Genomic DNA, 24,229 nt, shown 5'->3' with positions numbered 1-24,229 from the left:
CGCTCAGATTCGCGCCTCTCACACTTGTTGAATGCCAGCAAAACAATCAGCCGTTAGCACCGTCTCGCCAAACCAGTTCAAACGGCTGACGCAAACATTTCCACGGTCAATCAGATCATTGTCATCGCCATCATGCGCCGTATGCGCGCGGCCGCGCGGGATGATAATTTCAGTCCTCTGCCCGTCTTGTGATAAGATTTCTGCACGCGTCCCGATTTTGTCGCGACCAATGCGTGGCTGCACCACAGGAGCGGGCAGAACTCCGGGGATATTGACACTTAGCCAATGCCCTTCCAGAAAAATCGCTTCACGCTGCTCCAATATCCGGCGAACGAAACCCGCAAGCCAATCAATATCATGCGGTGCCTCCAAAGCCTGTTTAACGCGCGAAAATCCGATCGCGGGAATGCCCCAAAACGTCGCCTCCCGCGCGATTCCCAGTGTGCCGGAATAAGCAAGATCTTCAGCGACATTGCGACCGTCATTGATACCGGAAAGTACGAGATCCGGTTTCTTCTGCCCGTCAAAAAGCCAGGTCATTGCAGTGACCACACAGTCCGCTGGCGTGCCTGAACAGGCGTATCGACGTTCCGCGCGCTCAACCATTGTGAGCGGCCGCCCGATGGTAATGGATGCACTCGCTGCCGTTCGCTTGCCATCGGGCGCCACAACCCACACATCATCGCTGAGGTGCTCTGCGACCTTGATGAGGTGATTAAGCCCGGGTGCATCGATACCGTCATCGTTTGCGACAAGAATTCTCATTTCATCTCCATTCAGATCGAAAGCTGCGAGCCGGACATTGCTGTCGTATCGAGCGTCGGTAGATAGGGCTTTAATTCTTCAAGCTTCTCGGATGTACAGGAATGACCGAGCGCCATGGGTTTTCCAGCCTTCTGCCAGAGTTCCTGATTCTCAGGCCGGGTCGGGTGGGTGGGAAGCCTGACCCACGTTGCGAGCCTCTTTTCGAGCAAAATCTGTGCGGGCGTATAATCCGGGACATGACCCGTCAGCAGAACCGGTACCTGTTCTACAGCGGCCTGTCTTAACGCCTCTATAGATGGCCCTGCACTGCCCATGCCGTCAAATGTCATTAACGGACAATCCGGCAAAGCCACCCCTTCATGCCAGTCCGATGCCTTATCAAGCTTTGACCGTAATATTTGCACTGTTTGAGTCGAAAGCGCGTCAGGCACCTCAATTTGCGCGATCAGCGACGAACGCATCTCACGGTGAATGGCGAAAGGCCCGGGCAAAATCGCCATCAGTTCCAGAGGTTTCCCCGATAACGGCACCGGCAGCACCAGTTTACCGCTGTGCTCGCTGATAAAGTCTCCAATCTGTCGAATGCGATCTTTAGCGGAAACAGGATCGCCACCATAAGACGCATCCAGAATAACCAGATCGCATTGAGGCAGCGGGTCCATCACAAAAACTTCGCTGTTCGGAACAACATCTGCACAATAGACAACGCGCTTTGACGCCGTGGTAACAGAAAACCAGACACCACCCGCCACATGTCCAGACCGCCCGGAGGAAATCTCGCTCCCTCCAATTCGGATGCTCTCCCCCGGATTGAACACTTTGATGGAAGCTGTGGCCAGCGGATGCATCTGCTGATGAGATGGATCAGCATACTGGCTAAGCATGCCTTCTGCATCCAGCAGTGTTTCACCGGTCATGTAAAACGTACCCTTAAAACCGCAGGCGCACAGCCAGTACAAGGCTCCGATATGGTCTTCATGGGCGTGAGAGATGAAGACAGCGTCCAGCGCCGCAACATCTTGTTCAGCGATGGTAGGGTAATAGCCGCGCCCCTTCGCCCCCACCTTAATACCCGCATCAAAAAGAAGGCGGGTGTCACTGCTGATACCGACACTGGTTCGCCCCTTTTCTCCAAAACCACCGTAGAGATCTATCAGCATTATCTCGACGCTCCTTGAGGAATGACCCAGCCCGAATTAATGGCAATATAAATGGTCTCGCCTTCCTGCCCCCCTGCCCCATCAGGAAGATCAAATGTCAATTCTATTAAAGGATGATCCGCCGGATGCGCTTCGATACGAGCGCCGCCACCGCGGTAGATGCGCCGCCGCACCTTAAGTTCTATACCGTTATCACTGCATAACTCTATATTCTCAGACCGTATGCAGATTTTCGCATCAGCTTGTACCATCTGCCCCGAGGCACAGCGCAGAACAACCCTTTGTCCGAATACTTCAACCTCGCACTGCCCGTCTTTTTCGGCACTGACGACTCTGGCAGGAAGCACCATTCCATTAGCAATGAATGAGGCGACCATTTCGCTTTGAGGGCGCTCATAAAGCTCACGCGGACTGGCAAACTGTATGAGCTTTCCCTTGTCCATAACAGCTATCCGATCGGCAAGTGCCATGGCTTCTGCCTGATCATGGGTGATGTAGACAATTGTCGTTCCTGTACGCTTGTGGAACGATGCAAATTCGTCTTCCATCGAGGCACGAAGGTGCACATCCAGATTTGCCAGGGGTTCATCAAACAGCACCAGCGACGGCGCAGCAACCAAGCATCGCGCAAGCGCCACACGCTGCCGCTGACCACCCGAAAGATTAGCAGGCCGCCGATCACCAAGACCAGTGAGATCGACCAATTCCAGCGCTTCTTTTACGCGGCGATCAAGTTCAGGCTTTGCAACCCGTGCAACGCGCAGACTGTAACCGACATTTTCGGCGACCGTCATATGCGGCCACAGCGCATAGTTCTGAAAGACGATGCCCACACGACGGTTTTCTGGAGCGACATGCCTGTCGCTTGCAGACATCACCTTTTCGCCCACATGAATTGACCCGCTGGTGATCTTCTCAAAACCAGCAATCGCGCGCAGCAAAGTGGTTTTTCCGCAGCCAGACGGTCCGAGGACGGCTACAAATTCACCATTTTTGATATCGAGCGTCACATTGGAAAGCGCATCGAAGTTTCCAAAGTTTTTTGTGAGATTTTTAATATTCAATCCCGCCATGGTAGCACTCCATCAGGCAGACGCCGTGCGAACAAATTCGTCGACAGCATAAGAAAGATTGTTACCAGTATCGTTACAATCGATGTGGCAGCGGCATATGTTGAATCTCCTCCTTGTTCGAAGGAAAAGATGACGACCCCAATCGTTTCAGAGCCTGATGCCCACAAAAGAGCGGAAACCGTCAGTTCACTGAACGCCGTCAGAAAGATAAGAACGCCGCCTGCAAGTGTTGCGGGTGCGACAAGGGGAAAGATGATCGTTCGTAAGCGCATGAACAGGCTTGCACCAGCCACCTGGGCTGCTTCTTCGAGCGACCGGTCGATCTGGTGGAGCCCGCTTACAGTCGGCCGTAAAGCAAGGACGAAAAAGCGCGCCAGATAAGCGTAAAGAATGATCCAGATTGTATTGTAGATCTGAAAGCCAAACAGCGGTAGCGGCTTCAAAAACAGCAGCAGCGAGGCTATTGCCATTACAACACCTGGCAGAGCATAAGGCAGTTCAGCGGTCAGATTAAACAGTCTTGTCCACCACCGTTTACGCCAAGTGGTAATATAGGCAAGCGGGACCGCAATCAGCACCGCAAAGAAAGACGCCGCAAGAGAAAGCCCTAGGCTGTTCATAAAAGCGCGTTTGGTGGCCGCATGTTCAAACAATATAAAGCTGTAGTTTGACAGCGTTACCGTTTCCCATCTCAACGGTGTGCCATAAGCACTGACAAGCGATGTCAGAGCGAGACCGAGGATCGGCAGACCAAGCACAGCCACCACAATCAGCAGCATTACAGCTTCAATCCAGATCCGCCAGCTTCCAAGTTCAAATGGGCTGGCTGGCAGCGAGGTTGAGGCGATGCGGTAATCACGCCAGCGGGAAACATATTCTTGTGCAACAATCCCAGCGATGGCGATGAGGCCGATCAATGTTGACAAGGTTGCAACATCGCTAAGCACAGCCGGGCCGCCACCGCTCAGCCGCTGATAAATCAATGTCGGCAGCACAAGATAGTTTGCCGGAATACCAAGAAAGGCAGGGATGCCAAAATTGCCGACACAAGACACAAATGTAAGCGCAGTGGCGCCGATAATTGACGGCACCATCAGAGGAATGATGATGGTCCGCAGAACGGTCAGCTTTTTTGCGCCGCTGCTCAGTGCTGCCTCGATGAGTTCACGCGGCAGCTTACGCAGTCCTGCCCGTACAATGAGAAAAACCAGTGGTCCATATTGGACGCCAAGGAGCATAATAATGCCGGTAGACGAATAAAGCGGATTGCGAGATCCCAGTGGTGGCGCAATTCCGATCATTTTGAGGAAGGGGCTGGCCGGGCCGAACAGTTGAAGCCAGGCGAGAGCAGTCACCTGCGGCGCGATGAGAAGCGGAGTGACATATAAGAAGATGAAAACGGGGCGTCCGCGAATATCGGTCAGGCTGACCAGCAAAGCGACAGCTGTTCCCAGAATAACCGCGAAAAGCGTTCCGAAAACACCAACATAAAGCGAGTGCCAGGTTGCGGTCCATGTGGCTGAGGAGGAAAAGACTCGCTCCATCGCTTCGATTGCTGTGCCCTGTGCGGGGAAGAAAACCTCAAGAAGGAGGCGTCCCATCGGGAGAAGCGAAAGCAACGAAACGACAATGATCGTCCCTGCGATCAGAACCGTGTCCCGGCCCTGACCGCTGGTTTCAGCGTTTTTCTGCATGTGTCTCTCGGTCCTAGCCGCCAAACATTTCTGAGAAACGCGACTTGTCCGCGTCAGTGTTCTTGAGAACCTTCTGCGTATCGATCGGCATGATTTTTACATTTAAACCATCCGGCAACCATGCGGGCTTCCCAACAGATGTTTTCGCAGGCAGATACCCCTGTTTCAGCGCCAGCTCCTGCCCCGCATCAGACAAGATAAACCGAATGAATTTTTTGGCGTCCTGAGCATTTGCGGTCGTTGACATGATGGCAACTGGTTCGGTTACTGCCGGAACCCCCTCTTGGGGAAATACAAATTCTATTGGAGAACCTTTGGCCTTTGCGTTGAGCGCCATGAAATCAACGAGAACCCCATAGGGTTTCTCACCACTCGCGATGGACTTGAGCACAGCACCATTGCCTCGGACGCTCACGACCTCGTTTGCCTTAAGACTGTCAAAAAACTTCCAGCCGAGACTATCACTGGCAACAAAACCACTTAAGAGGAAAGCAGCAGCGCCGGAATAAAGAGGGCTCGGCATGACAACCATGCCCTTATATTCCGGCTTTTCCAGATCCGCCCAATGTTGCGGCTTTTGTTCGGCCGCAGAATTATAAGCAATCCCAGTGGTAATAAGCTTGCTACCAAAATAGTATTTTTCAGGATCAACAGAGCCCGGCTCGAAGCCATCGACGCTTGCCTCAGAAAACTGCATCAGCCGGTTGTCGGCCTTCAAGCTTTCCATACTGACAGCATCGGCAATCAGAAGCACGTCTGCTTGTGGTGCACCGGCCGAAAATTCAGCGGCGAGCTTGCTCATGATATCGCTTGTTCCCGAACGATAGACCTGAACATCGACATCAGGGTTGAGCTTTCGGAATTCCTCAACCGTCCGCGCCGCGTCAGCATCAGGCTGTGACGTATAAAGCGTCAGCGATCCGGCGAGTGCAGTTCCGGTAAACATAAGACCAGCAAAGCCAACCGTGAGGATGCTTATCCTCCTGCTTAAATTCTTCATTATTTCCTCCCTTTAGCGGAACATTATTCGTGTCCTTGCCAAGCATATTATTGTTCATTTGTTCTTTGTCAAATACTTTTGAACAGTTGACGACGAGTGGCGACTTTTTGCTATAGATCAATCTGCGTTAAAAAAGCCCGGGGAGCGAAAGAAGAGATGGCAGGAAAAAACTGGCCGCTGAGATCATCCGATCTCAAGGTAAAAATAGTCTGGCTATACTATGTTGAGAGCATGACGCAGGAGCAGATTGCCGAGTTGCTGGGCATCAGTCGCGTCAAGGTAATGCGCACGCTTGCCGTAGCTTCCGCAGAAGGGATTGTTATCACCCGCATCAATGCAGCGACAGCACAGCAAATTGAGCTTGAGCGCCGCCTTGAAGAAAAATGGGGGCTGGCATCGGCCATTGTCGTCCCCTCGCCGGAGAATGGCGAGAACCTGGAAAAGGCACTTGGCAACGCTGTTGCTTCTTATCTCGACCAGGAAATGCAGAGCGGGATGACGCTTGCCATCGGCGGCGGCGCAACGCTCTATGCCAGCGTTCAGTTCCTTGAACATCGCAAACTCAAGGAGGCTTCAGTCGTGGCCCTGGTAGGCAGTCTACCGCATTCGCGCTGGATCAACCCATCTGTCGTCGCGGCGAGGGTTGCGGAAGTGTATGAGGTCGACAGTTACCAGATCACCGCCCCTGTAATCTTGGACGAACACGGTCTTCGCGACCTCTTGTGGCGACAGACAGAACTTCAAAGTCTTCAGCGCCGGGCGGCGAAAGCGGATATCGCGCTTCTAACCGTCGGTGAAGTCTCGGAAGACGCGACAATCTTTCGACATGGCATCGTCGCATCCGAACTGATAAAGCCGCTGCGCGCCTGTGGTGCTGTCGCTAATATCCTGTGTTACTTCGTCGACAAAAATGGTCATCTCGTCGATCACGAGATCAATCAACGGGTGATGTCGATTGATTTGGGTACGGTTGCCGCAATCGAACGGGTCGTTCTCGCTGCGGGGGGGAGCTCAAAGGTCGCAGCCATGAAGGCTGCGCTTAAAATCGTTTCGGCCAGTGTGCTTATCACAGACAGCCAAACGGCCACCGCCCTCCTCGAAGACTAACGGCCATGCGCATGATGACCCCGCTCATTTGATTGATGCGGGAATGCTAAACCTTACGGCTACGCAAGAAATCAACCAGACCGACATGGGTAATTGCCTCAAATTCGTGGGTGGCCTGTTCAAACCGCTGCCGCTGCGTCTGCATCATCAGCAACACTGCGCGCATTTCTGAAGAAACACCGAAACGCTCCCAGCGTCTGACTACATGCGCTGGTATTCCGGCAGCATCACAAAACCCGGATATAGTGCTATATCCAAGCTCACTCAGCAGAGCTCTCAAATCGCTCGCAGACATCCGTTCTTCAACAGCATGGTCGTGAAGCCGCTCCGCAACAAACTGAATATCTCGCGGTGAAGATTCAGCAAGTTTATTCAGAATTCCCCCTACCTCATTCAGTAGCTTTGACACTTTACGTTCTCCTCCAGTATGCAATAGAGCACTAACGGCTGTGATTGGCATAGATTTAACATCTGTTGATTGATAACAATAAGCAAGCAGATTCCCAAAAAAGCCGCGGTTTGCGATGACCTTATTCAGCCCTCACTTGGAGGGCGGCGTTGCCTGAAGGCCATTTTACGTCCGTGCACGTATTTGTAGAGCTCGCTTAGTGCGCGTTTTGACCTGATTGGATCAGATCAGCACTCTAAGCCTTTATTTTAACACGCCTCTTTGTCCGAAAACCACTTCACACTTTTCGGAATGCGCTCTAATTGCGAGGCTTGATTTTCTGAAACAGTGTCAAGAATATGCAGCGTCAAATCGCCCGTTGATCGCCACCACAAATGCCCCTTCGAGGGGGCGAGCGAAAACTTAGACTGATTTATGGCGTAAGCCTATTGCAAGCTACACTTTTAAATAGAATTCGCCGAAAAATAGACCTTATGCAAATAGAATTACATAATGTCGTTAAATTCAACTTTGCGAAGGGGTAAATTTTGCCACCAGTGCATGACTATCGCCCGGATAAGTGAAGCGCACATGCGTCACTGGCTGATCGGCATTCCATGTCTGACGTTCAACGACAAGACAAGGCGAACCAATAGGCACGCCAAGCGTCACAGCATTGTCATCCGTCGCGACAACCGCCCGAATAGAGTGCTGAGCGCTGCTCCAGGGCACACAAGCCACAAGCCACGGACCGGGTGATTGCTCTGCAAAATTGGTATCGGCTGCACTCGGCACGGCATCAAGACTGATGATGCGTTCTTCCAGCGCAAAGACCCGCTTCCCTGCATAATGACGGCAGACGAGTTCTATCAATGGCGTATGGCGCGGTATGTCGATATGGCGGGCATCGGCAGGGCCGCTCAGCCGCTCACTTCGTTTCAGCAGTTCAAAACGATAAGGTTGCCCAAGGGCTGCAACCTCATCGCGAATATCATGAATTTCAAGAATCGCGGCTTGCGATTGCGGGAAGGAAACAAAGCTGCCCGAACGGCGCTTCCGCTCAATCAGACCGGCCTTTGCCAGCTGCGTCAGCGCCTTGTTCACGGTCATGCGTGAGCAATTATAATACGCGGTCAGTTCGTGCTCAAACGGGATGCGATGACCGGGCTGCCATTCGCCGGAAATAATGCGCGTTTCAATATCATCCAGAATACGCTGATGCAGCGATATGGTCGCTTCACTTGGTCTGGATAAATTGTCCTGCACTTTGTTCCCTTTGATTAATCCAGCAATTCGCCAATCACTTTCTGGAAAGCACGCTCTGCCGCATCGCGCAAGCGGTGATGTCCGCCCTCCACCTGTTTCACGCCGCGCACCCACACATCAGAGGCACGCGCACGACCGGCAAAAATCCAGCCATCAAGCACTGCATCGCCTTTTGCATGGGGCAGACGCTCAACATCAAGCGACACAAAATCTGCCGAAACACCCTGTCTCAAACCATCGCCTTCGCGACCTATAGCGATATTGCCGCCTGTCAGCGCGCCATCAAACACCGCACGGCCGGTCGAGCCTTCGTTTTTCGCGAGCACATTACGCGCACGATGCAACAAACGCTGCGAATATTCATATTGCCGCAACTCATCGCCAATACCGATCAGCACATTGGAATCAGACCCAACACCGAACCGGCCACCATTGGCGTCGAACACGGTGGCATTGAACGTGCCATCACCGAGATTGGCTTCCGTGACTGGGCAAAGACCCGCAATCGCGCCAGCCTGAGCCATGCGAGTGGTTTCCGCATCACTCATATGCGTTGCGTGAATGAGACACCAGCGTGACGACAATTCCTGATGGTCAAGCAGCCACTCGACAGGCCTTTGGCCCGACCACGCAATACAGTCCTCAACCTCTTTGACCTGCTCGGCAATGTGAATATGCACCGGCGCCTCGGGCAAAAGCGATGCTGCGAATGTCAGCTCATCAGGGGTGACGGCACGAAGACTGTGCGGCGCCACGCCAAGCACTGCACAATCAAAGCCAGAAAGGGCTTTCTGACAACCTTCAATCAAACGTGCGAAACTCTGCTGATCATTGATAAAGCGGCGCTGGCCTTCATTGGGTTGGGCACCTCCAAAAGTCGAATGCGCATAAAGAACAGGCAACAAGGTCAGGCCGATGCCAGCGCTTTTCGCTGCCGCAACAATGCGATCCGCCATTTCCGAGATATTGCCATATGGCGTGCCGTCGCGATCATGATGCAGATAATGAAATTCGCCAACGCGCGTAAATCCGGCTTCCAACATATCGACATAAAGCCGCAATGCCACCGCTTCCGCCTGTTCCGGCGTCATGGTCAGCGCGAACTTATACATGATCTCGCGCCAACTCCAGAAACTGTCAGCCGATGGTCCGCGCCGTTCTGCAAGACCAGCCATGCCGTATTGAAACGCATGGCTATGCAGGTTCGGCATGCCCGCGACGATCACCTTATGGCGTTCGTCACCCGGCTGCGCATCAACCCCAGTCTCCACAGAAGCGATTTTTCCGTGCGCTAAACCAAGCCGCACATCCTCTGCCCAGCCCGTCTGCAAAAGTGCTTGTTTAGCATGAATAAAGTGCGTTTTCTCGACCATGGCTGGCATTCTTTTTCGCTCCTCTTTCCACCCATTTTGCACACCCGTTTTTCAACAGATCGCAATTGGATGCATTTTTTATCTTGGCGGCTTCGCCAATATGTATATACATTATCGAAAAACAGGGGAAGCGAGAAAACGCTCATGACACAGAATTCGAATTTCGTTTTAACCAACGCACGCATTGCAACGCTCAACGAGCAGGCGCAAGGCCTTGGCTTGATCGAAGCCGCAGCAATTGCCGTCCAGCATGGCAAAATTGCCTATGTCGGTGCAGAAGATTCTCTCCCTGCTGACTATGAATCTTTTGAGAAGATTGACTGCGAAAACCGCCTGATCACGCCGGGACTGATCGACTGTCACACGCATCTGGTCCATGCCGGAAATCGCGCACATGAATTCGAACTGCGCCTCAATGGCGCCACCTATGAGGAAGTTGCCCGTGCTAGCGGCGGCATTGTTTCATCGGTTAAAAACCTGCGCGCGGCCAGCGAAGACGATCTGGTGCGTGAAACTCTGCCGCGCCTTGATGCATTGATTGCAGAGGGTGTGACGACGGTTGAAGTCAAATCCGGTTATGGTCTCGATACAGACAGCGAAGCAAAGTCATTGCGTGCGGCGCGCCGTCTTGGGCATGAACGCGATGTGGCTATTCGCACCACATTCCTTGGCGCACATGCTCTGCCGCCGGAAATGAATGGCAATAAAGCAGCCTATATCGACAAGCTCGTCAACGAAATACTGCCCGCGATAGCCAGCGAAAATCTGGCCGATGCCGTGGATGGTTTCTGCGAAGGCATCGCCTTCCTGCCGGATGAAATCGCCCGCGTTTTCGATACTGCTAAAGCACATAATCTGCCGGTGAAACTTCACGCTGATCAGCTTTCCAATCTGCATGGTGCAGCGCTTGCCGCTTCCTATGATGCGCTTTCCGCCGATCATCTCGAATATACCGATGCAGAAGGTGCGGCAGCCATGGCAAAGGCCGGAACCGTCGCGGTTCTGCTTCCTGGCGCTTACTATTTCATCCGCGAAACGCAAAAGCCGCCTGTCGAGCTTTTCCGTGAGGCTGGCACAAAGATGGCACTGGCCACCGACAACAATCCTGGCACTTCACCGCTGACCTCGCTGCTGCTCACGATGAATATGGGCGCAACACTGTTTCGTATGACAGTCGATGAATGCATTGCGGGCGTTACCCGCGAAGCAGCCCGCGCCCTCGGCGTTCTGGGTCATACTGGTACACTGGAAGTCGGCAAAGATGCAGATCTCGCTATTTGGAGCGTCGAGCGTCCGGCAGAGCTTGTTTACCGCATTGGCTTCAACCCGCTCTGGAAGCGGGTTTCCAAAGGCAAAATCTAATTTAAATCGTCGATGGAGTTTTCCATGCCCCTCGTTTTGCATCCCGGCAGTGTTGCACTGAGCACGCTGGCACAGATTTATCGCGAAAAGCTCGCTGTCCGTATCGATCCATCTTTTCATGCAGGTGTTGAAAAAGCAGCAGCCCGCATTGCCGAAATTGCCGCTGGTGAAACACCAGTTTATGGCATCAACACCGGCTTTGGTAAGCTCGCCTCGATTCGTATCGCACCAGAAGATGTCGCAACACTTCAGCGCAATCTGATCTTGTCGCATTGCTGCGGCGTTGGGGAACCTCTGAGCGAAGACATCGTGCGCCTCATCATGGCGCTCAAGCTCATTTCGCTTGGTCGTGGTGCATCGGGCGTACGGCTAGAGCTCATCAGCCTCATCGAAGCCATGCTTGAAAAAGGCGTGATCCCGATGATCCCGGCCAAGGGCTCGGTCGGAGCGTCCGGCGATCTTGCACCGCTTGCGCACATGGCAGCGGCCATGATCGGCGAAGGTGAAGCCTTCTATCAGGGCGAACGTCTTCCATCAGCTGACGCCCTCAAGAAAGCCGGCCTCAAGCCCGTCGTTCTGGCTGCCAAGGAAGGTCTCGCCCTCATCAACGGCACACAGACCTCGACCGCATTGGCATTGGCCGGTCTGTTCCGTGCGCATCGCGCATTGCAGGCAGCCCTTGTCACCGGCGCGCTTTCAACTGATGCGGCGATGGGTTCAACGGCACCCTTCCATCCAGACATTCACACTTTGCGCGGCCATCAGGGCCAGATCGATACGGCCGCAGCATTGCGCAATCTTTTGTCTGGTTCGGTCATTCGTGAGAGCCACCTTGAAGGCGACCAGCGCGTGCAGGACCCTTATTGCATCCGCTGTCAGCCACAGGTGGATGGTGCAGCCCTCGATATTCTGCGCCAAGCTGCACGCACACTTGAAATCGAAGCCAATGCCGTCACCGATAACCCACTCGTCCTTTCCGATGACAGTGTTGTGTCAGGCGGCAACTTCCACGCAGAACCAGTTGCTTTCGCAGCTGATCAGATCGCGCTTGCTGTCTGTGAAATTGGTGCAATTGCCCAGCGCCGCATTGCGCTTCTGGTTGATCCGGCACTGTCCTTTGGCCTGCCAGCCTTCCTTGCGAAAAAGCCGGGCCTCAATTCGGGTCTTATGATTGCGGAAGTCACTTCGGCAGCGCTGATGAGCGAAAACAAACAAATGGCGCATCCTGCATCGGTTGATTCAACGCCAACCTCCGCCAATCAGGAAGACCATGTTTCCATGGCCTGCCATGGTGCACGCCGCCTGTTGCAAATGACAGAAAACCTCAATGCAATCATCGGCATTGAAGCATTGACCGGCGCGCTCGGCGTCGAGCTGCGCGGCCCGCTTGAAACCAGTCCTGAATTAAAAGCTGCCATCGCAGTTCTGCGTGCAAAAGTGCCGACGCTGGAAATTGACCGCTACATGGCAAACGATCTCGAAGCTGCAAGCGCCATCATCGCCGATGGCTCGCTCAATGCCAGCATCAGCGCCAATATCCTGCCTGAACTGGGGAACTAATATGAGTGCATTTGAAGTCCACCAAGGCACATCGCCTGTCATTCTCGGCCTGCCGCACACCGGAACCGATGTACCAGAAGACATCTGGGCGCGGCTCAATGACAATGGCCGTATTCTTGCCGACACCGACTGGCATATCCATCAGCTCTATGACGGGCTTCTGGACAATGTCACGACCGTTCGCGCCACCTTCCATCGCTATTGCATCGATGCCAATCGCGATCCGGCAGGCGTGAGCCTCTATCCGGGCCAAAACACAACGACACTGATCCCGGAAACAGATTTCGACGGCGTTGCCATCTGGAAAGACGGCGAAGAACCAAATGAAGCCGATATTACTGATCGTATTGCGCGCTTTCACAAGCCCTACCACGATGCGCTTTCAGCCGAAATCGAACGCGTAAAGGCCATTCACGGCGTAGCGATCCTTTACGATTGCCACTCGATCCGCTCGCATATCCCGTTCCTGTTTGAAGGCAAGCTGCCGGATTTCAATATCGGTACAGACATGGGCAAGACCTGCGATCCAAAGATAGAAACCGCAGCCGTGGAAGTGACCCAGAACGCCACCGGCTATACGTCCATTCTCAATGGTCGCTTCAAAGGCGGCTGGACGACACGCCATTACGGGCGCCCCGAAACTGGCGTCCACGCCATCCAGATGGAACTGGCGCAATCAACTCATTTAACCACCGAGGCTGTACCTTTTGCCTATGACGAGGCGAAAGCAGCAAAGCTTCGCGTACATCTCAAAACACTTTTGCAGCGTCTCGAACAGACGGCTTCCACTCTCTAAAAAGGGAAAACCATGTCCAACCCACGTCATAATGAGCGCGAAGTACGCAGCCCGCGCGGCACTGAACTCAATGCCAAAAGCTGGCTTACCGAAGCCCCCCTGCGCATGTTGATGAACAATCTCGACCCAGATGTTGCCGAGCGTCCGCATGAGTTGGTCGTCTATGGCGGCATTGGTCGCGCAGCCCGCACATGGGACGATTTTGACCGCATCGTTGCAACACTGAAAACCCTCAATGACGATGAAACCCTGCTGGTGCAGTCGGGCAAGCCAGTCGGCGTGTTCCGCACCCATAAGGATGCACCGCGCGTACTGATTGCCAATTCCAACCTCGTACCACACTGGGCTACCTGGGATCACTTCAACGAACTGGATAAAAAAGGTCTCGCCATGTATGGCCAGATGACCGCCGGTTCATGGATTTACATCGGCGCACAGGGCATTGTTCAGGGCACCTATGAAACCTTTGTTGAAGCTGGTCGCCAGCATTATGACGGCAACCTCAAGGGCAAGTGGATTCTGACCGGTGGCCTGGGCGGCATGGGTGGCGCACAGCCACTCGCAGCTGTCATGGCTGGCGCATGCTGCCTTGCAGTCGAATGCGATGAAACCCGCGCCGATTTCCGTTTGCGCACCCGTTATGTCGATGAAAAGACCCACAGCCTCGATGAAGCTCTGGCCAAGATCGACGAATGGACCAAGGCCGGTGAAGCCAAGTCCATCGCACTGATCGGCAACGCGGCTGAAATTTATCCTGAACTCGTCAAGCGCGGCGTGCGCCCTGACATCGTGACCGATCAAACCTCGGCGCATGATCCCGTGCATGGTTATCTGCCAATCGGCTGGACCGTCGCTGAATGGCGCGCCAAGCAGGAGAGCGATCCGGCAGCTGTTGCAAAAGCCGCCCGTGCTTCGATGAAAGTGCAGGTTCAGGCCATGCTCGATTTCCACAATCAGGGCATTCCGACAGTAGATTACGGCAACAATATCCGTCAGATGGCACTCGAAGAAGGTCTGGAAAACGCCTTTGACTTCCCAGGTTTCGTGCCTGCCTATATCCGCCCACTGTTCTGCCGCGGCATTGGTCCTTTCCGCTGGGCAGCGCTTTCCGGCGACCCGGAAGATATTGCCAAGACCGATGCCAAGGTGAAGGAACTGCTGCCGGACAACAAGCACCTGCACAACTGGCTCGACATGGCAAAAGAACGCATCGAGTTTCAGGGACTGCCAGCCCGTATTTGCTGGGTCGGTCTTGGAGATCGCCATCGCCTCGGTCTTGCTTTCAACGAAATGGTCCGCAATGGCGAGTTGAAAGCACCGATCGTCATTGGTCGCGATCATCTCGATTCAGGCTCGGTTGCTTCGCCAAACCGCGAAACCGAATCCATGAAGGATGGCTCGGATGCCGTTTCCGATTGGCCATTGCTCAACGCACTTCTTAATACCGCATCAGGTGCAACATGGGTATCGCTCCATCACGGTGGCGGCGTCGGCATGGGCTTCTCGCAGCATTCGGGCATGGTCATCTGCTGTGACGGCTCGGAAGAAGCAGATGAGCGCATCGGTCGCGTTCTGTGGAACGATCCTGCAACCGGCGTTATGCGTCATGCCGATGCAGGCTACGAAGAAGCGCTCGACTGGGCAAAGCAGCAAGGCCTGCGTCTGCCGGCGATCCTTGGCAATTAAGAATCTGATGAAAGGCGAGAGCGGTCTGAAACCTAAGTTTTTTCAAGTTATTAGGGAGCAGAGCAGTACGTTTTTCCAGTGCCAGATAACCTTTTGGTGGCCACTGGCACAAAACGTATCTCTAACCGGCTGCCATTCGTATCTATAGCAACGGCGACATGTCTGTCCTTATAAGTATCGAAACAACATACAATCCACGATACAAAACCACATATTGATGGAGAAATAATTTAAATAGTTCAATCTTATATGGAGCCCTTCGCCCGCTCCAGTTTTCCGTAAGCAACAAAACCCCGGCTTTGTCCGGGATTTTTGCTTTTCAGTGTCGGATAAGCTACTAAATTATTCCCGCGATAACGGCAATTTACTTCCTGCAAGGTGCCGCTCAGTCAGTGCGCGTTCCTCAACAATTGAGTAGCGGAAGCGGAACAATTTTGCAGGCCGTCCGCCTGTTTCACTGTCACTCTCTCCAGTTTCTTCAACAAGATCCTGTTGTTCAATCAGTCTCCTGAAATTCTGTTTATGAAGACGCAAGCCTGCCAGCGCCTCAACCGTTCGCTGAAGCTGAAAAAGCGTAAACGTGTCCGGCATCAATTCAAAGACAACGGGGCGGTATTTGATCTTGGCACGCAACCTTGCAATGGCCGTCGCAAGAATACGACGATGGTCAGCAAACATATGCTGACCGTTTTCAGAGCCAACCGTGCTGGCCTCATGCACAAGACCAGCTTCATAGAGAAGTTCATAGCGCTGAAGCACAAGGTCTTCATTCCAACGCTCATCATTCAGGCCGAAGGAAAAGGCAATACGCCGCAAACGCTGTGCAGTCAGCGCAGGCGATGAAGTCTGTTCTGCCCAAACACGAAGATCATTGCTAAGATGCCTGACGATCTCGGGCACACCCTGACGGTGATCTTCCCACGGCAAATAATCATACCAACCATGCCAACCGGCATAGCCATCACCACCGTCATATTCACGAACAAGGCCGAGATAACTAATTGAAATCGTTCGCTCACCAAGCTTATGTCTGTCACGATCCGCAAATGTATAAAGCTGCTCCAGATAGCCAACCGGATGAGCGGTTTCTTTCTGAACCCACGCCCGCAGGCCAGATTGTAATGATCGGTGTTCTGATTCAAACGGGCCGGATGGCAAAGCCCTGCCCTGATGAACTGTCATCACGCGTGGCTGCTCACCTGTGACAGCAGTTAAAACTGCAATCAGTTCGGTATGGGCAATATCATCAGTCAACGCAGCAACTTCTTTCTTCACTCAATAACTGACGGCATAAAGAACCGTATGAAATGGTTGTGCGTTGGATACTGCATAAAATCAATTCAAAAGCTTGCCGTACAAAAAAGCTAGAGCGTGTCGCGCTTAATCGCACCTAATATGCCCGCTCTATTTTCGTGTTTTTACGCATGACGTTCTCGGATCGTAGCGGGAATAAAAATCAGTCCGGTGAACCGATTTGCCCACAAAGGCGGTTCCCACTTTTCTGCAACATGCTTTATCCGCCATAAAAAACGCCGCCCGGTGGGCGGCGTCTCATTAGGGCTTATCTAAGCAGATTATGGTGTAACGTCGAAGCCGAACCACTTTTCGGAAAGCTTCTTAATCGTGCCGTCAGCCTTGGCAGCTTCGATGGCTTCGTTGAACTTCTGCTTGAGTTCAGGCTCGTTCTTGCGAATACCAACGGCAACGCCGCGACCTAAGATTCCACCCTTGAAGTAAGGACCGGTCATAACGATGTCTTCATTGCCCGGCTTCTTGGCTGCATCCGAAAGGTAAGCCAATGAAGCAACAATCAGATCGACGCGGCCCGACTTGAGGTCGAGGTCATGCTGGTCGGTCGTCTTGTATTCACGGATATCTGTCGAATCTTTAAAATATTTGTCCAACAGTGAAAGACCCAGCGAAGCAGTCTGAACGCCTACTGTGCGACCCTTGATTTCAGCCGCAACTTCATCAATCACTTTCTGGGAAGCAGCTTCGTCCTTGGTAAGATAAAGCGTTTCACCAGTATGCGGCAGCTTGGCAAACGGGCTGTCCTTCAGCGTTGCGAAAGTCTGTGGCGTCAGACCGTAGGAAACGGTGAAATCGATGGTTTCTTCGCGCTTTGGCGTAGCAGTCAGGCCAGCCATGATCGCATCGAACTTGCCAGCATTGAGCGCTGGAATAATGCCGTCGAAAGGCTGCGCGACCAGCGTGCATTCAACCTTCATGCGCGCACAGAGATCCTTGTAGAGATCAACTTCGTAGCCATCCAGTGTGCCATCTGGCTTGGTGAAGTTATACGGACGGAAAGCGCCTTCCGTAGCGATCGTGATCTTGTCCCACTTCTTTTCCTCTGCATGCGCAGAAGCGGTGGTGAGAACGAGTGCAGAAACGAACAGGGCTTTGAACAATCCCGTGGTCTTCATTGGACTTACCTTACGCAGTTTAATTGCTAATATGCCTTTTGGCACAAATCAGCATTGTTTGAAATGATCAGGCTGCATTTTCGTGGCTGATAAACTTGCGGAAACGCTCGGATTTCGAGTTTCCGAACACTTCTTCAGGCGCGCCATCTTCTTCGACCAGTCCCTGGTGGAAAAACACAACGCGATTGGATACATCACGCGCAAAGCCCATTTCGTGCGTGACAACCAGCATCGTGCGGCCTTCTTCAGCAAGCCCTCGCATAACGCGCAACACTTCGCCGACCAGTTCTGGATCAAGCGCCGAAGTTGGCTCGTCAAACAGCATCACTTTCGGCTTCATCGCAAGCGCACGCGCAATGGCCGCACGCTGCTGCTGACCGCCGGAAAGATGCGCTGGATAAAAATCGCGCTTGTCGGCGATACCAACCTTGGCCAGAAGCGCTTCCGCTTCTTCCACACATTCAGCGCGCGAACGGCCCTGCACATAGATCGGCGCTTCAATGATATTTTCGAGAATGGTCTTGTGGGACCAGAGATTGAAGCTCTGGAAAACCATGCCAAGCTCAGAACGGATGCGCGAGACCTGCTTCTTGTCGGCCGGATAGGCTTCGCCCTTTGAGTTCTTGGCCATGCGAATGGTCTCACCGGAAACAGTCACCGTACCGGAAGTTGGAATTTCCAACAGATTGATGCAACGCAGGAAAGTCGATTTACCTGATCCTGAAGAGCCGAGGATCGAAATGACTTCACCTTCGCGCGCTTCCAGAGATATACCCTTGAGCACCTCATTGGTACCGAAGCTTTTGCGCAGATTTTCAACTTTCAACGCCAAAGGGGCATTGGGAGATATGATTTTACTCACGATGTTTTTCCTTCGGTGGTAATCCTGACGACGGGCTGGCGCAGATAAGGTGTAAGCTTATATTCAGCAAACATAAGCAAACGTGTCAGAACGAAGTTGATAGCGAGGTAGATAGCACCCGCAATAACAAACACTTCAATCGCGCGATAAGATTCAGCGATCAGCTTGGCAGCGATGCCGGTCACTTCCATCAGAGTAATGATCGAGGCCAGCGATGTTGCCTTCACCATGGAGATCATTTCATTGCCATAGCCGGGCAAAGCCTGACGAATTGCCAGCGGCATGACGATGCGGCGGAAACAGGTGAAGCGCGACATGCCACAAGCTTTCGCAGCTTCGATCTGGCCACTGGGCACGGATAGAAGACCGCCGCGAATAATTTCGCTGGCATAGGCTGCATTGTTCAAGGTCAGTGCAATGATCGCACACCAGTAAGGCTCGCGCAGGATCGGCCAGAGGAAAGAATAACGCACCGCCGGAAACTGGCTGAGGCCGTAATAGATAATGAAGATTTGCACCAGAAGCGGCGTACCGCGAAATACAAACACGTAAAGGCGGGCAATCCAGTCGAGAACAGTTATGCCCGAAAGACGCATCAAGGCAAAAAGCAAAGCCAGCACAGCGCCAAAGACAATCGAACTGGCAGCAAGTTGAAGGGTCAGCGGAACGCCGCCAATCATCTGCATGAAGGCTTCTGAATAGAATTGAAAGTTCATGATGCTCTCCGCACGCCGCGCGAGAAGTGACGTTCAGCTTTCTGCAGGATGGTGCCGGAAACCGACGAAATCAGCAGATAAAGCGCACCGGCAATGAGGTAGAAATTGAAGGGCAATCCCGTCGATCCAGCGCCGATCTGTGCCTGACGAAGAATATCAACAACACCCACAACCGAGATCAGAGCCGACTCTTTCAACGCCACCTGCCACACATTGCCAAGGCCCGGAAGTGCATGGCGAAGCGCGAGCGGCGCAATGATGCGGCGGAATTTGAGCGCCTGTCCCATGCCGCACGCTGAGGCTGCTTCAAGCTCGCCCTTGGAGACCGCACGGAATGCGCCGCGAAAGACTTCCGTGTGATGCGCACCGCATGAGATACCGATGGCCAGCACACCGGCGAGGAATGCCGGAAAGCCGACAAAACCCTGCGCACCAAAGAAACGGCCGATCGCCGTTACAGCGGCGCTGCCGCCAAAATAAAACAGATAGATCACCAGCAGATCAGGAATACCGCGAATAATGGTGGTGTAAGCATCGGCAATCGAGCGCAGTGTACGCCCACCGGAGATTTTCGCCCAGGCTGCGAATACGCCGATGACAGCGCCCAGCAGATAACCCAGAACAGACAGCGCTACAGTGACCAGCACCGCCATCATCAGAACATGGCCCCAGCCATCCGGTCCAAAGCTCAGAATATCGAGAAAAGCCTTCATGATGCCTCAAGCCGCTTAGGAGATAAGGAAATAAACGTCATCTGTTTTCCGGGTCATTCTTTCAGGCAGGTGCTTTGTTGATCGGAGGTGGGCAAGGCTGGTTGAACATTCTCCGGGATTGGACTCACAAAGACGGCTCCATTGAGCATCGTTTATGATCTTGTTTGACTTTTGCAATCTGCTCCGGGTTGCGGAACAGCTCTGCGGCCGTACTTCTCATAATTTTGCGCCGCAGGCAGTTTACCCTGCGCAACCATCTGCCATGAATGAAGCGGCGTGCCGATTGCGCATGTTGCACCGCGCATCTGCACAGTTGGAACAACCCAGCTAACGCTGCCAATATCCGTGGAGCCCGCGAGAGACTGATCACGCCTAATCGTACCCAATACGCTCGCTCTATCTTCTTGTTTTACGCATGTCGTTCTCGGAAAACCGGTTCCCACTTTTCCGCGACATGCTTTAGAGCTACTCCAAACTTGTGGCAACAGATATAAGCGAAATTGCACAAAACACTCACCAGAAGCGACATAATGGTTAGCACCAATGCTCACCTTGACAAGAAAGACATCATATTGCGGAAATCGATTCCAAAAAAAATCCGGCGAAACCAGTTTCGCCGGATTTTATTGCGTGTCAGCTTCGCTTAAAAATCCCAGTCTTCGTCTTCAGTCGCGACTGCCTTGCCAATCACATAAGAAGAGCCTGAGCCTGAGAAGAAGTCATGGTTCTCGTCGGCATTCGGAGAAAGCGCCGAAAGGATCGCCGGATTGACCTTGCAGGCTTCCGCCGGAAACAGGGCTTCATAGCCAAGGTTCATCAGAGCCTTGTTTGCATTGTAATGCAGAAACTTCTTCACGTCTTCGGTCAGACCCACGCCATCATAAAGCGCTTCGGTATAACGCACTTCATTGTCATAAAGCTCCAACAACAGATCGAAGGCAAAATCCTTGATCTCCTGCTTTTTGGTTTCATCAAGCTTCTCAAGCGCGCGCTGATACTTATAGCCGATATAATAACCATGAACGGCTTCATCGCGGATGATCAGGCGGATGAGGTCAGCCGTGTTGGTGAGCTTGGCGCGGCTCGACCAGTACATCGGCAGATAGAAGCCCGAATAGAACAGGAAGCTTTCCAGAAACACGCTGGCAATCTTCTTCTTGAGCGGATCTTCAGCATTATAATTTTCGAGGATCAACTGCGACTTCCTTTGCAGGAATTCGTTTTCTTCCGACCAGCGATAGGCATCGTCCACATCGGGCGTTAAGCACAGTGTCGAAAAGATCGACGAGTAAGACCGTGCATGAACCGCTTCCATGAAGGAAATGTTCGACAAAACAGCTTCTTCATGCGGCGTTGAGGCATCCTCCATAAGTGTCACAGCACCAACGGCATTCTGGATCGTATCCAGAAGCGTCAGACCTGTGAACACGCGGATGGTGAGCTGCTTTTCTTCCGCTTTCAGCGTTTCCCACGACTGGATATCGTTAGAGAGCGGCACCTTTTCCGGCAGCCAGAAATTACCGGTCAGACGGTTCCAGACTTCGAGGTCTTTGTCGTCTTCGATCCGGTTCCAGTTGATGGCCCGCACGACCGCCGGCTTTTTCGCATTGTTGTTTTTAAACTGCATATTCATTTGTCTCGATCCTGATCAGAGAGCGCAAGAGACGCAGCCTTCAACCTGCGTACCTTCGAGCGCCATCTGGCGCAGGCGGATGTAGTAGATCGTCTTGATGCCCTTCTTCCACGCGTAGATTTGCGCCTTGTTGATGTCGCGTGTCGTCGCGGTATCACGGAAGAACAGCGTCAGCGACAGACCCTGATCGACATGCTGCGTTGCCGCCGCATAGGTGTCGATGATCTTTTCCGGGCCAATCTCGTAAGCATCCTGATAATATTCAAGATTATCATTCGTCATGAAGGCAGCCGGGTAATAAACACGGCCAATCTTGCCCTCTTTACGGATTTCGATCTTGGAAACAATCGGATGGATCGAAGAGGTCGAATGGTTGATGTAGGAAATCGAACCAGTCGGCGGCACGGCCTGCAGGTTCTGATTATAAAGGCCGCCTTCCATGACGGATTTTTTCAGTTCCTGCCAGTCTTCCTGTGTCGGGATCGCAATACCGGCAGCCTCGAAAATCTCGCGGACCTTATCCGTCGCAGGCTCCCAGACCTGATCGGTATATTTGTCGAAATATTCGCCCGTCGCATATTTCGACTTTTCAAAGCCCTTGAACGAGCTTTTCTGTTCAATGGCGATCAGATTGGACGCGCGAACAGCGTGATAGGCCACCGTGTAAAAATAGATATTGGTGAAATCGACGCCTTCTTCCGATCCATAGAAAATACGCTCGCGGGCGAGATAGCCGTGTAGGTTCATCTGGCCAAGGCCGATGGCGTGACTCTCATCATTGCCGCGTGCAACGGATGGCACCGAGCCGATATGGCTCATGTCTGAAACAGCCGTCAGAGCACGGATTGAGGTTTCGATGGTCTTGCCAAAATCCGGGCTGTCCATGGCTGCTGCAATATTGAGCGAGCCGAGGTTGCAGGAAATATCCTTGCCCAAATGCTCATAAGACAAATCTTCATTGAAGATGCTGGCTTCACTCACCTGAAGAATTTCCGAGCAGAGATTGCTCATGGTGATGCGGCCATCGATTGGATTGGCGCGGTTCACCGTGTCTTCAAACATGATGTATGGATAGCCGGACTCAAACTGGATTTCCGCCAGAACCTGAAAGAAATCACGCGCATTGATCTTCTTCTTGCGGATACGGCCGTCATCAACCATTTCCCGATATTTTTCGGTGATCGAAATCTCGGTCATTGGCACGCCATAGACGCGTTCAACGTCATAAGGCGAGAAGAGGTACATATCTTCGTCGTTTTTAGCGAGTTCGAACGTGATGTCGGGAATCACAACACCAAGCGACAATGTCTTGATGCGGATTTTTTCGTCCGCATTTTCACGCTTGGTATCGAGGAAGCGCATAATATCAGGGTGATGAGCGTGCAGATAAACCGCACCCGCACCTTGACGCGCACCAAGCTGGTTAGCGTAGGAGAATGAATCTTCCAGAAGCTTCATCACCGGAATAATGCCGGAAGACTGGTTCTGAATCTGTTTGATCGGTGCGCCGGATTCACGAATATTGGTCAGGCTCAGAGCCACACCGCCGCCACGCTTTGAAAGCTGAAGCGCCGAATTGATGGAGCGACCAATCGATTCCATGTTGTCTTCAACGCGTAGCAAGAAGCACGAGACCAGCTCGCCGCGCTGCTTTTTGCCTGCATTGAGGAAGGTCGGCGTTGCTGGCTGATAACGGCCCGCAATAATTTCATCGACCATTTCGCGCGCGTGCTGTTCGTTGCCACGCGCAAGCGTCAATGCCACCATGCAGACGCGATCTTCGTAGCGCTCGAGATAGCGCTTACCGTCGAAGGTCTTCAACGTATAGCTGGTGTAATATTTGAATGCGCCAAGGAAGGTCGGGAAGCGGAACTTCTTGTCATAGGCATGATCGAAAAGATCGCGCACGAAATTAAAGGAATACTGGTCCAGCACTTCCCGCTCATAATAGCCTTCAGCGACCAGATAATCGAGCTTTTCACGCAGATTATGGAAGAACACCGTGTTCTGGTTGACGTGCTGCAGGAAATATTGCTGTGCCGCCTGGCGGTCGCGATGCAGCTGAATCTTCCCCTCATCATCATAGAGGTTCAGCATTGCATTGAGCGCGTGATAATCGAGCGAGGTCTCAGCAGGTTTCTGCGGCTTGCTGCCTGATGCAGCAACCGTCGCCGCAGATGACTCCTGCTTTTGCGAAGCAGCGACTGTCTCGTGCTCACGGGTCAGGGTTGTGTCTGCCGTGTCCAAAATCGTTCCATCCCGTCTTTAACATTGCCAATGTCTTCGTCGGTTCCCAGAAGCTCAAAACGATAGAGGTAGGGAACCTGACATTTGGCAGAAATGATGTTGCCTGCGAGGCCAAAGGCCTCCCCGAAATTGCTGTTTCCAGCGGCAATGACGCCGCGAATGAAGGATCGGTTATCCGCATCATTAAGAAAGCGGATGACCGGCTTGGGAACAGCACCTTTCGCGCCTCCGCCGCCATAGGTTGGTGTTACGAGCACAAAAGGCTCGTTGACGCGCAACAGGCCCCCATTGTCTTCATAGCTTTCCAGCGGAATGCGCTTTGAGCGCATCCCCAGACGCATCACAAAGCGATGCGTGTTTTCCGAACGGCTGGAAAAATAGACGATCTGGCCCATAACAAAC

At 52.9% G+C, this 24,229-nt stretch carries 21 protein-coding genes and 1 pseudogene; 5 read left to right on the top strand and 17 right to left on the bottom strand.

Annotated features, from left to right (window positions below; genetic code table 11):
- Positions 1 to 18: 18 nt before the first annotated feature.
- From surE to VBH83_RS09430, 5 genes are read right to left on the bottom strand one after another with little or no spacing between them, the layout of a single operon-like run.
- Positions 19 to 765: a 5'/3'-nucleotidase SurE gene (gene surE / locus VBH83_RS09450; RefSeq protein ID WP_265986026.1), complete on the bottom strand. Its 747-nt coding sequence runs from the start codon at positions 763 to 765 to the stop codon at positions 19 to 21.
- Between the two features lie 11 nt (positions 766 to 776).
- A complete protein-coding gene (locus VBH83_RS09445; protein WP_265986024.1) occupies positions 777 to 1,925 on the bottom strand; it encodes an MBL fold metallo-hydrolase in 1,149 nt (382 codons plus the stop codon).
- Positions 1,925 to 2,998: an ABC transporter ATP-binding protein gene (locus VBH83_RS09440; RefSeq protein ID WP_265986022.1), complete on the bottom strand. Its 1,074-nt coding sequence runs from the start codon at positions 2,996 to 2,998 to the stop codon at positions 1,925 to 1,927. Before VBH83_RS09440 ends, VBH83_RS09445 begins: the two co-directional genes overlap by 1 nt.
- A complete protein-coding gene (locus VBH83_RS09435) occupies positions 2,986 to 4,692 on the bottom strand; it encodes an iron ABC transporter permease (protein WP_265986020.1) in 1,707 nt (568 codons plus the stop codon). Before VBH83_RS09435 ends, VBH83_RS09440 begins: the two co-directional genes overlap by 13 nt.
- A 13-nt stretch (positions 4,693 to 4,705) precedes the next feature.
- Positions 4,706 to 5,692, bottom strand: a complete 987-nt coding sequence (locus VBH83_RS09430) for an ABC transporter substrate-binding protein (protein ID WP_396997368.1) — start codon at positions 5,690 to 5,692, stop codon at positions 4,706 to 4,708.
- A 156-nt stretch (positions 5,693 to 5,848) separates the two neighbouring features.
- Here VBH83_RS09430 and VBH83_RS09425 point away from each other — a divergent pair, with 156 nt between their 5' ends.
- Positions 5,849 to 6,799, top strand: a complete 951-nt coding sequence (locus VBH83_RS09425; RefSeq protein WP_265986018.1) for a sugar-binding transcriptional regulator — start codon at positions 5,849 to 5,851, stop codon at positions 6,797 to 6,799.
- Positions 6,800 to 6,845: 46 nt separating this feature from the next.
- Here the strand turns inward: VBH83_RS09425 and VBH83_RS09420 are convergent, their stop codons facing one another.
- The 3 genes from VBH83_RS09420 to VBH83_RS09410 form a co-directional block, all read right to left on the bottom strand.
- The gene (locus VBH83_RS09420; RefSeq protein WP_265986016.1) at positions 6,846 to 7,208 is read right to left on the bottom strand and encodes a hypothetical protein; all 363 of its coding nucleotides are present in this window, start codon (positions 7,206 to 7,208) and stop codon (positions 6,846 to 6,848) included.
- A 504-nt stretch (positions 7,209 to 7,712) separates the two neighbouring features.
- Positions 7,713 to 8,453 (bottom strand): histidine utilization repressor, encoded by a 741-nt coding sequence (gene hutC / locus VBH83_RS09415; RefSeq protein ID WP_265986015.1) that lies wholly within the window; start codon positions 8,451 to 8,453, stop codon positions 7,713 to 7,715.
- A gap of 14 nt (positions 8,454 to 8,467) precedes the next feature.
- Positions 8,468 to 9,835 carry a formimidoylglutamate deiminase gene (locus VBH83_RS09410; protein WP_396997365.1) on the bottom strand — a complete coding sequence of 456 codons (1,368 nt, stop codon included), beginning with the start codon at positions 9,833 to 9,835 and terminating at the stop codon, positions 8,468 to 8,470.
- Positions 9,836 to 9,970: 135 nt separating this feature from the next.
- Here VBH83_RS09410 and hutI point away from each other — a divergent pair, with 135 nt between their 5' ends.
- The 4 genes from hutI to hutU are packed head-to-tail and all read left to right on the top strand — an operon-like array spanning position 9,971 to position 15,230.
- Positions 9,971 to 11,188: an imidazolonepropionase gene (gene hutI, locus VBH83_RS09405; RefSeq protein WP_396997363.1), complete on the top strand. Its 1,218-nt coding sequence runs from the start codon at positions 9,971 to 9,973 to the stop codon at positions 11,186 to 11,188.
- Between the two features lie 24 nt (positions 11,189 to 11,212).
- Complete coding sequence (gene hutH / locus VBH83_RS09400; RefSeq protein ID WP_265987189.1) at positions 11,213 to 12,748, top strand: histidine ammonia-lyase; 1,536 nt, start codon at positions 11,213 to 11,215, stop codon at positions 12,746 to 12,748.
- A 1-nt stretch (position 12,749) separates the two neighbouring features.
- Entirely contained in the window at positions 12,750 to 13,544 is a 795-nt protein-coding gene (hutG, locus tag VBH83_RS09395) for an N-formylglutamate deformylase (protein WP_265987190.1), read from the top strand.
- Positions 13,545 to 13,556: 12 nt separating this feature from the next.
- On the top strand, positions 13,557 to 15,230 hold the full coding sequence (gene hutU, locus VBH83_RS09390) for a urocanate hydratase (RefSeq protein ID WP_396997361.1): 1,674 nt from the start codon (positions 13,557 to 13,559) through the stop codon (positions 15,228 to 15,230).
- Between the two features lie 342 nt (positions 15,231 to 15,572).
- On the opposite strand, the gene VBH83_RS09385 is transcribed toward hutU, so the two are convergent.
- The 9 genes and pseudogenes from VBH83_RS09385 to nrdI all read right to left on the bottom strand — a co-directional run bounded on the left by VBH83_RS09385 (position 15,573) and on the right by nrdI (position 24,222).
- On the bottom strand, positions 15,573 to 16,484 hold the full coding sequence (locus VBH83_RS09385) for an NrtR DNA-binding winged helix domain-containing protein (protein ID WP_265986825.1): 912 nt from the start codon (positions 16,482 to 16,484) through the stop codon (positions 15,573 to 15,575).
- 320 nt (positions 16,485 to 16,804) lie between these two features.
- Positions 16,805 to 17,656, bottom strand: a complete 852-nt coding sequence (locus tag VBH83_RS09380; protein WP_265986824.1) for a transporter substrate-binding domain-containing protein — start codon at positions 17,654 to 17,656, stop codon at positions 16,805 to 16,807.
- Positions 17,657 to 17,723: 67 nt separating this feature from the next.
- Positions 17,724 to 18,518, bottom strand: a complete 795-nt coding sequence (locus VBH83_RS09375; RefSeq protein ID WP_323054577.1) for an ATP-binding cassette domain-containing protein — start codon at positions 18,516 to 18,518, stop codon at positions 17,724 to 17,726.
- Positions 18,515 to 19,234, bottom strand: a complete 720-nt coding sequence (locus VBH83_RS09370; protein ID WP_265986823.1) for an ABC transporter permease — start codon at positions 19,232 to 19,234, stop codon at positions 18,515 to 18,517. The genes VBH83_RS09375 and VBH83_RS09370 overlap by 4 nt, the downstream gene beginning before the upstream one ends.
- Positions 19,231 to 19,947, bottom strand: coding sequence for an ABC transporter permease (locus VBH83_RS09365; protein ID WP_265986822.1), 717 nt, complete (start codon positions 19,945 to 19,947; stop codon positions 19,231 to 19,233). Before VBH83_RS09365 ends, VBH83_RS09370 begins: the two co-directional genes overlap by 4 nt.
- Before the next feature lie 53 nt (positions 19,948 to 20,000).
- Positions 20,001 to 20,315 (bottom strand): annotated as a pseudogene (locus tag VBH83_RS09360) (amidohydrolase); the annotation flags it as partial.
- 275 nt (positions 20,316 to 20,590) lie between these two features.
- Positions 20,591 to 21,580: a class 1b ribonucleoside-diphosphate reductase subunit beta gene (gene nrdF, locus VBH83_RS09355; protein WP_265986821.1), complete on the bottom strand. Its 990-nt coding sequence runs from the start codon at positions 21,578 to 21,580 to the stop codon at positions 20,591 to 20,593.
- A gap of 15 nt (positions 21,581 to 21,595) precedes the next feature.
- The gene (nrdE, locus tag VBH83_RS09350) at positions 21,596 to 23,827 is read right to left on the bottom strand and encodes a class 1b ribonucleoside-diphosphate reductase subunit alpha (protein WP_265986820.1); all 2,232 of its coding nucleotides are present in this window, start codon (positions 23,825 to 23,827) and stop codon (positions 21,596 to 21,598) included.
- Complete coding sequence (gene nrdI / locus VBH83_RS09345; protein ID WP_265986819.1) at positions 23,803 to 24,222, bottom strand: class Ib ribonucleoside-diphosphate reductase assembly flavoprotein NrdI; 420 nt, start codon at positions 24,220 to 24,222, stop codon at positions 23,803 to 23,805. Before nrdI ends, nrdE begins: the two co-directional genes overlap by 25 nt.
- Positions 24,223 to 24,229 lie beyond the last annotated feature (7 nt).

Origin of the sequence: Ochrobactrum sp. S1502_03, from assembly GCF_044435015.1 — a bacterium.
Classification (GTDB): Bacteria; Pseudomonadota; Alphaproteobacteria; order Rhizobiales; family Rhizobiaceae; genus Brucella; species Brucella chromiisoli.
Note: the sequence above shows the minus strand (reverse complement) of the source record. Positions and strands in the feature narration are given on the sequence as shown.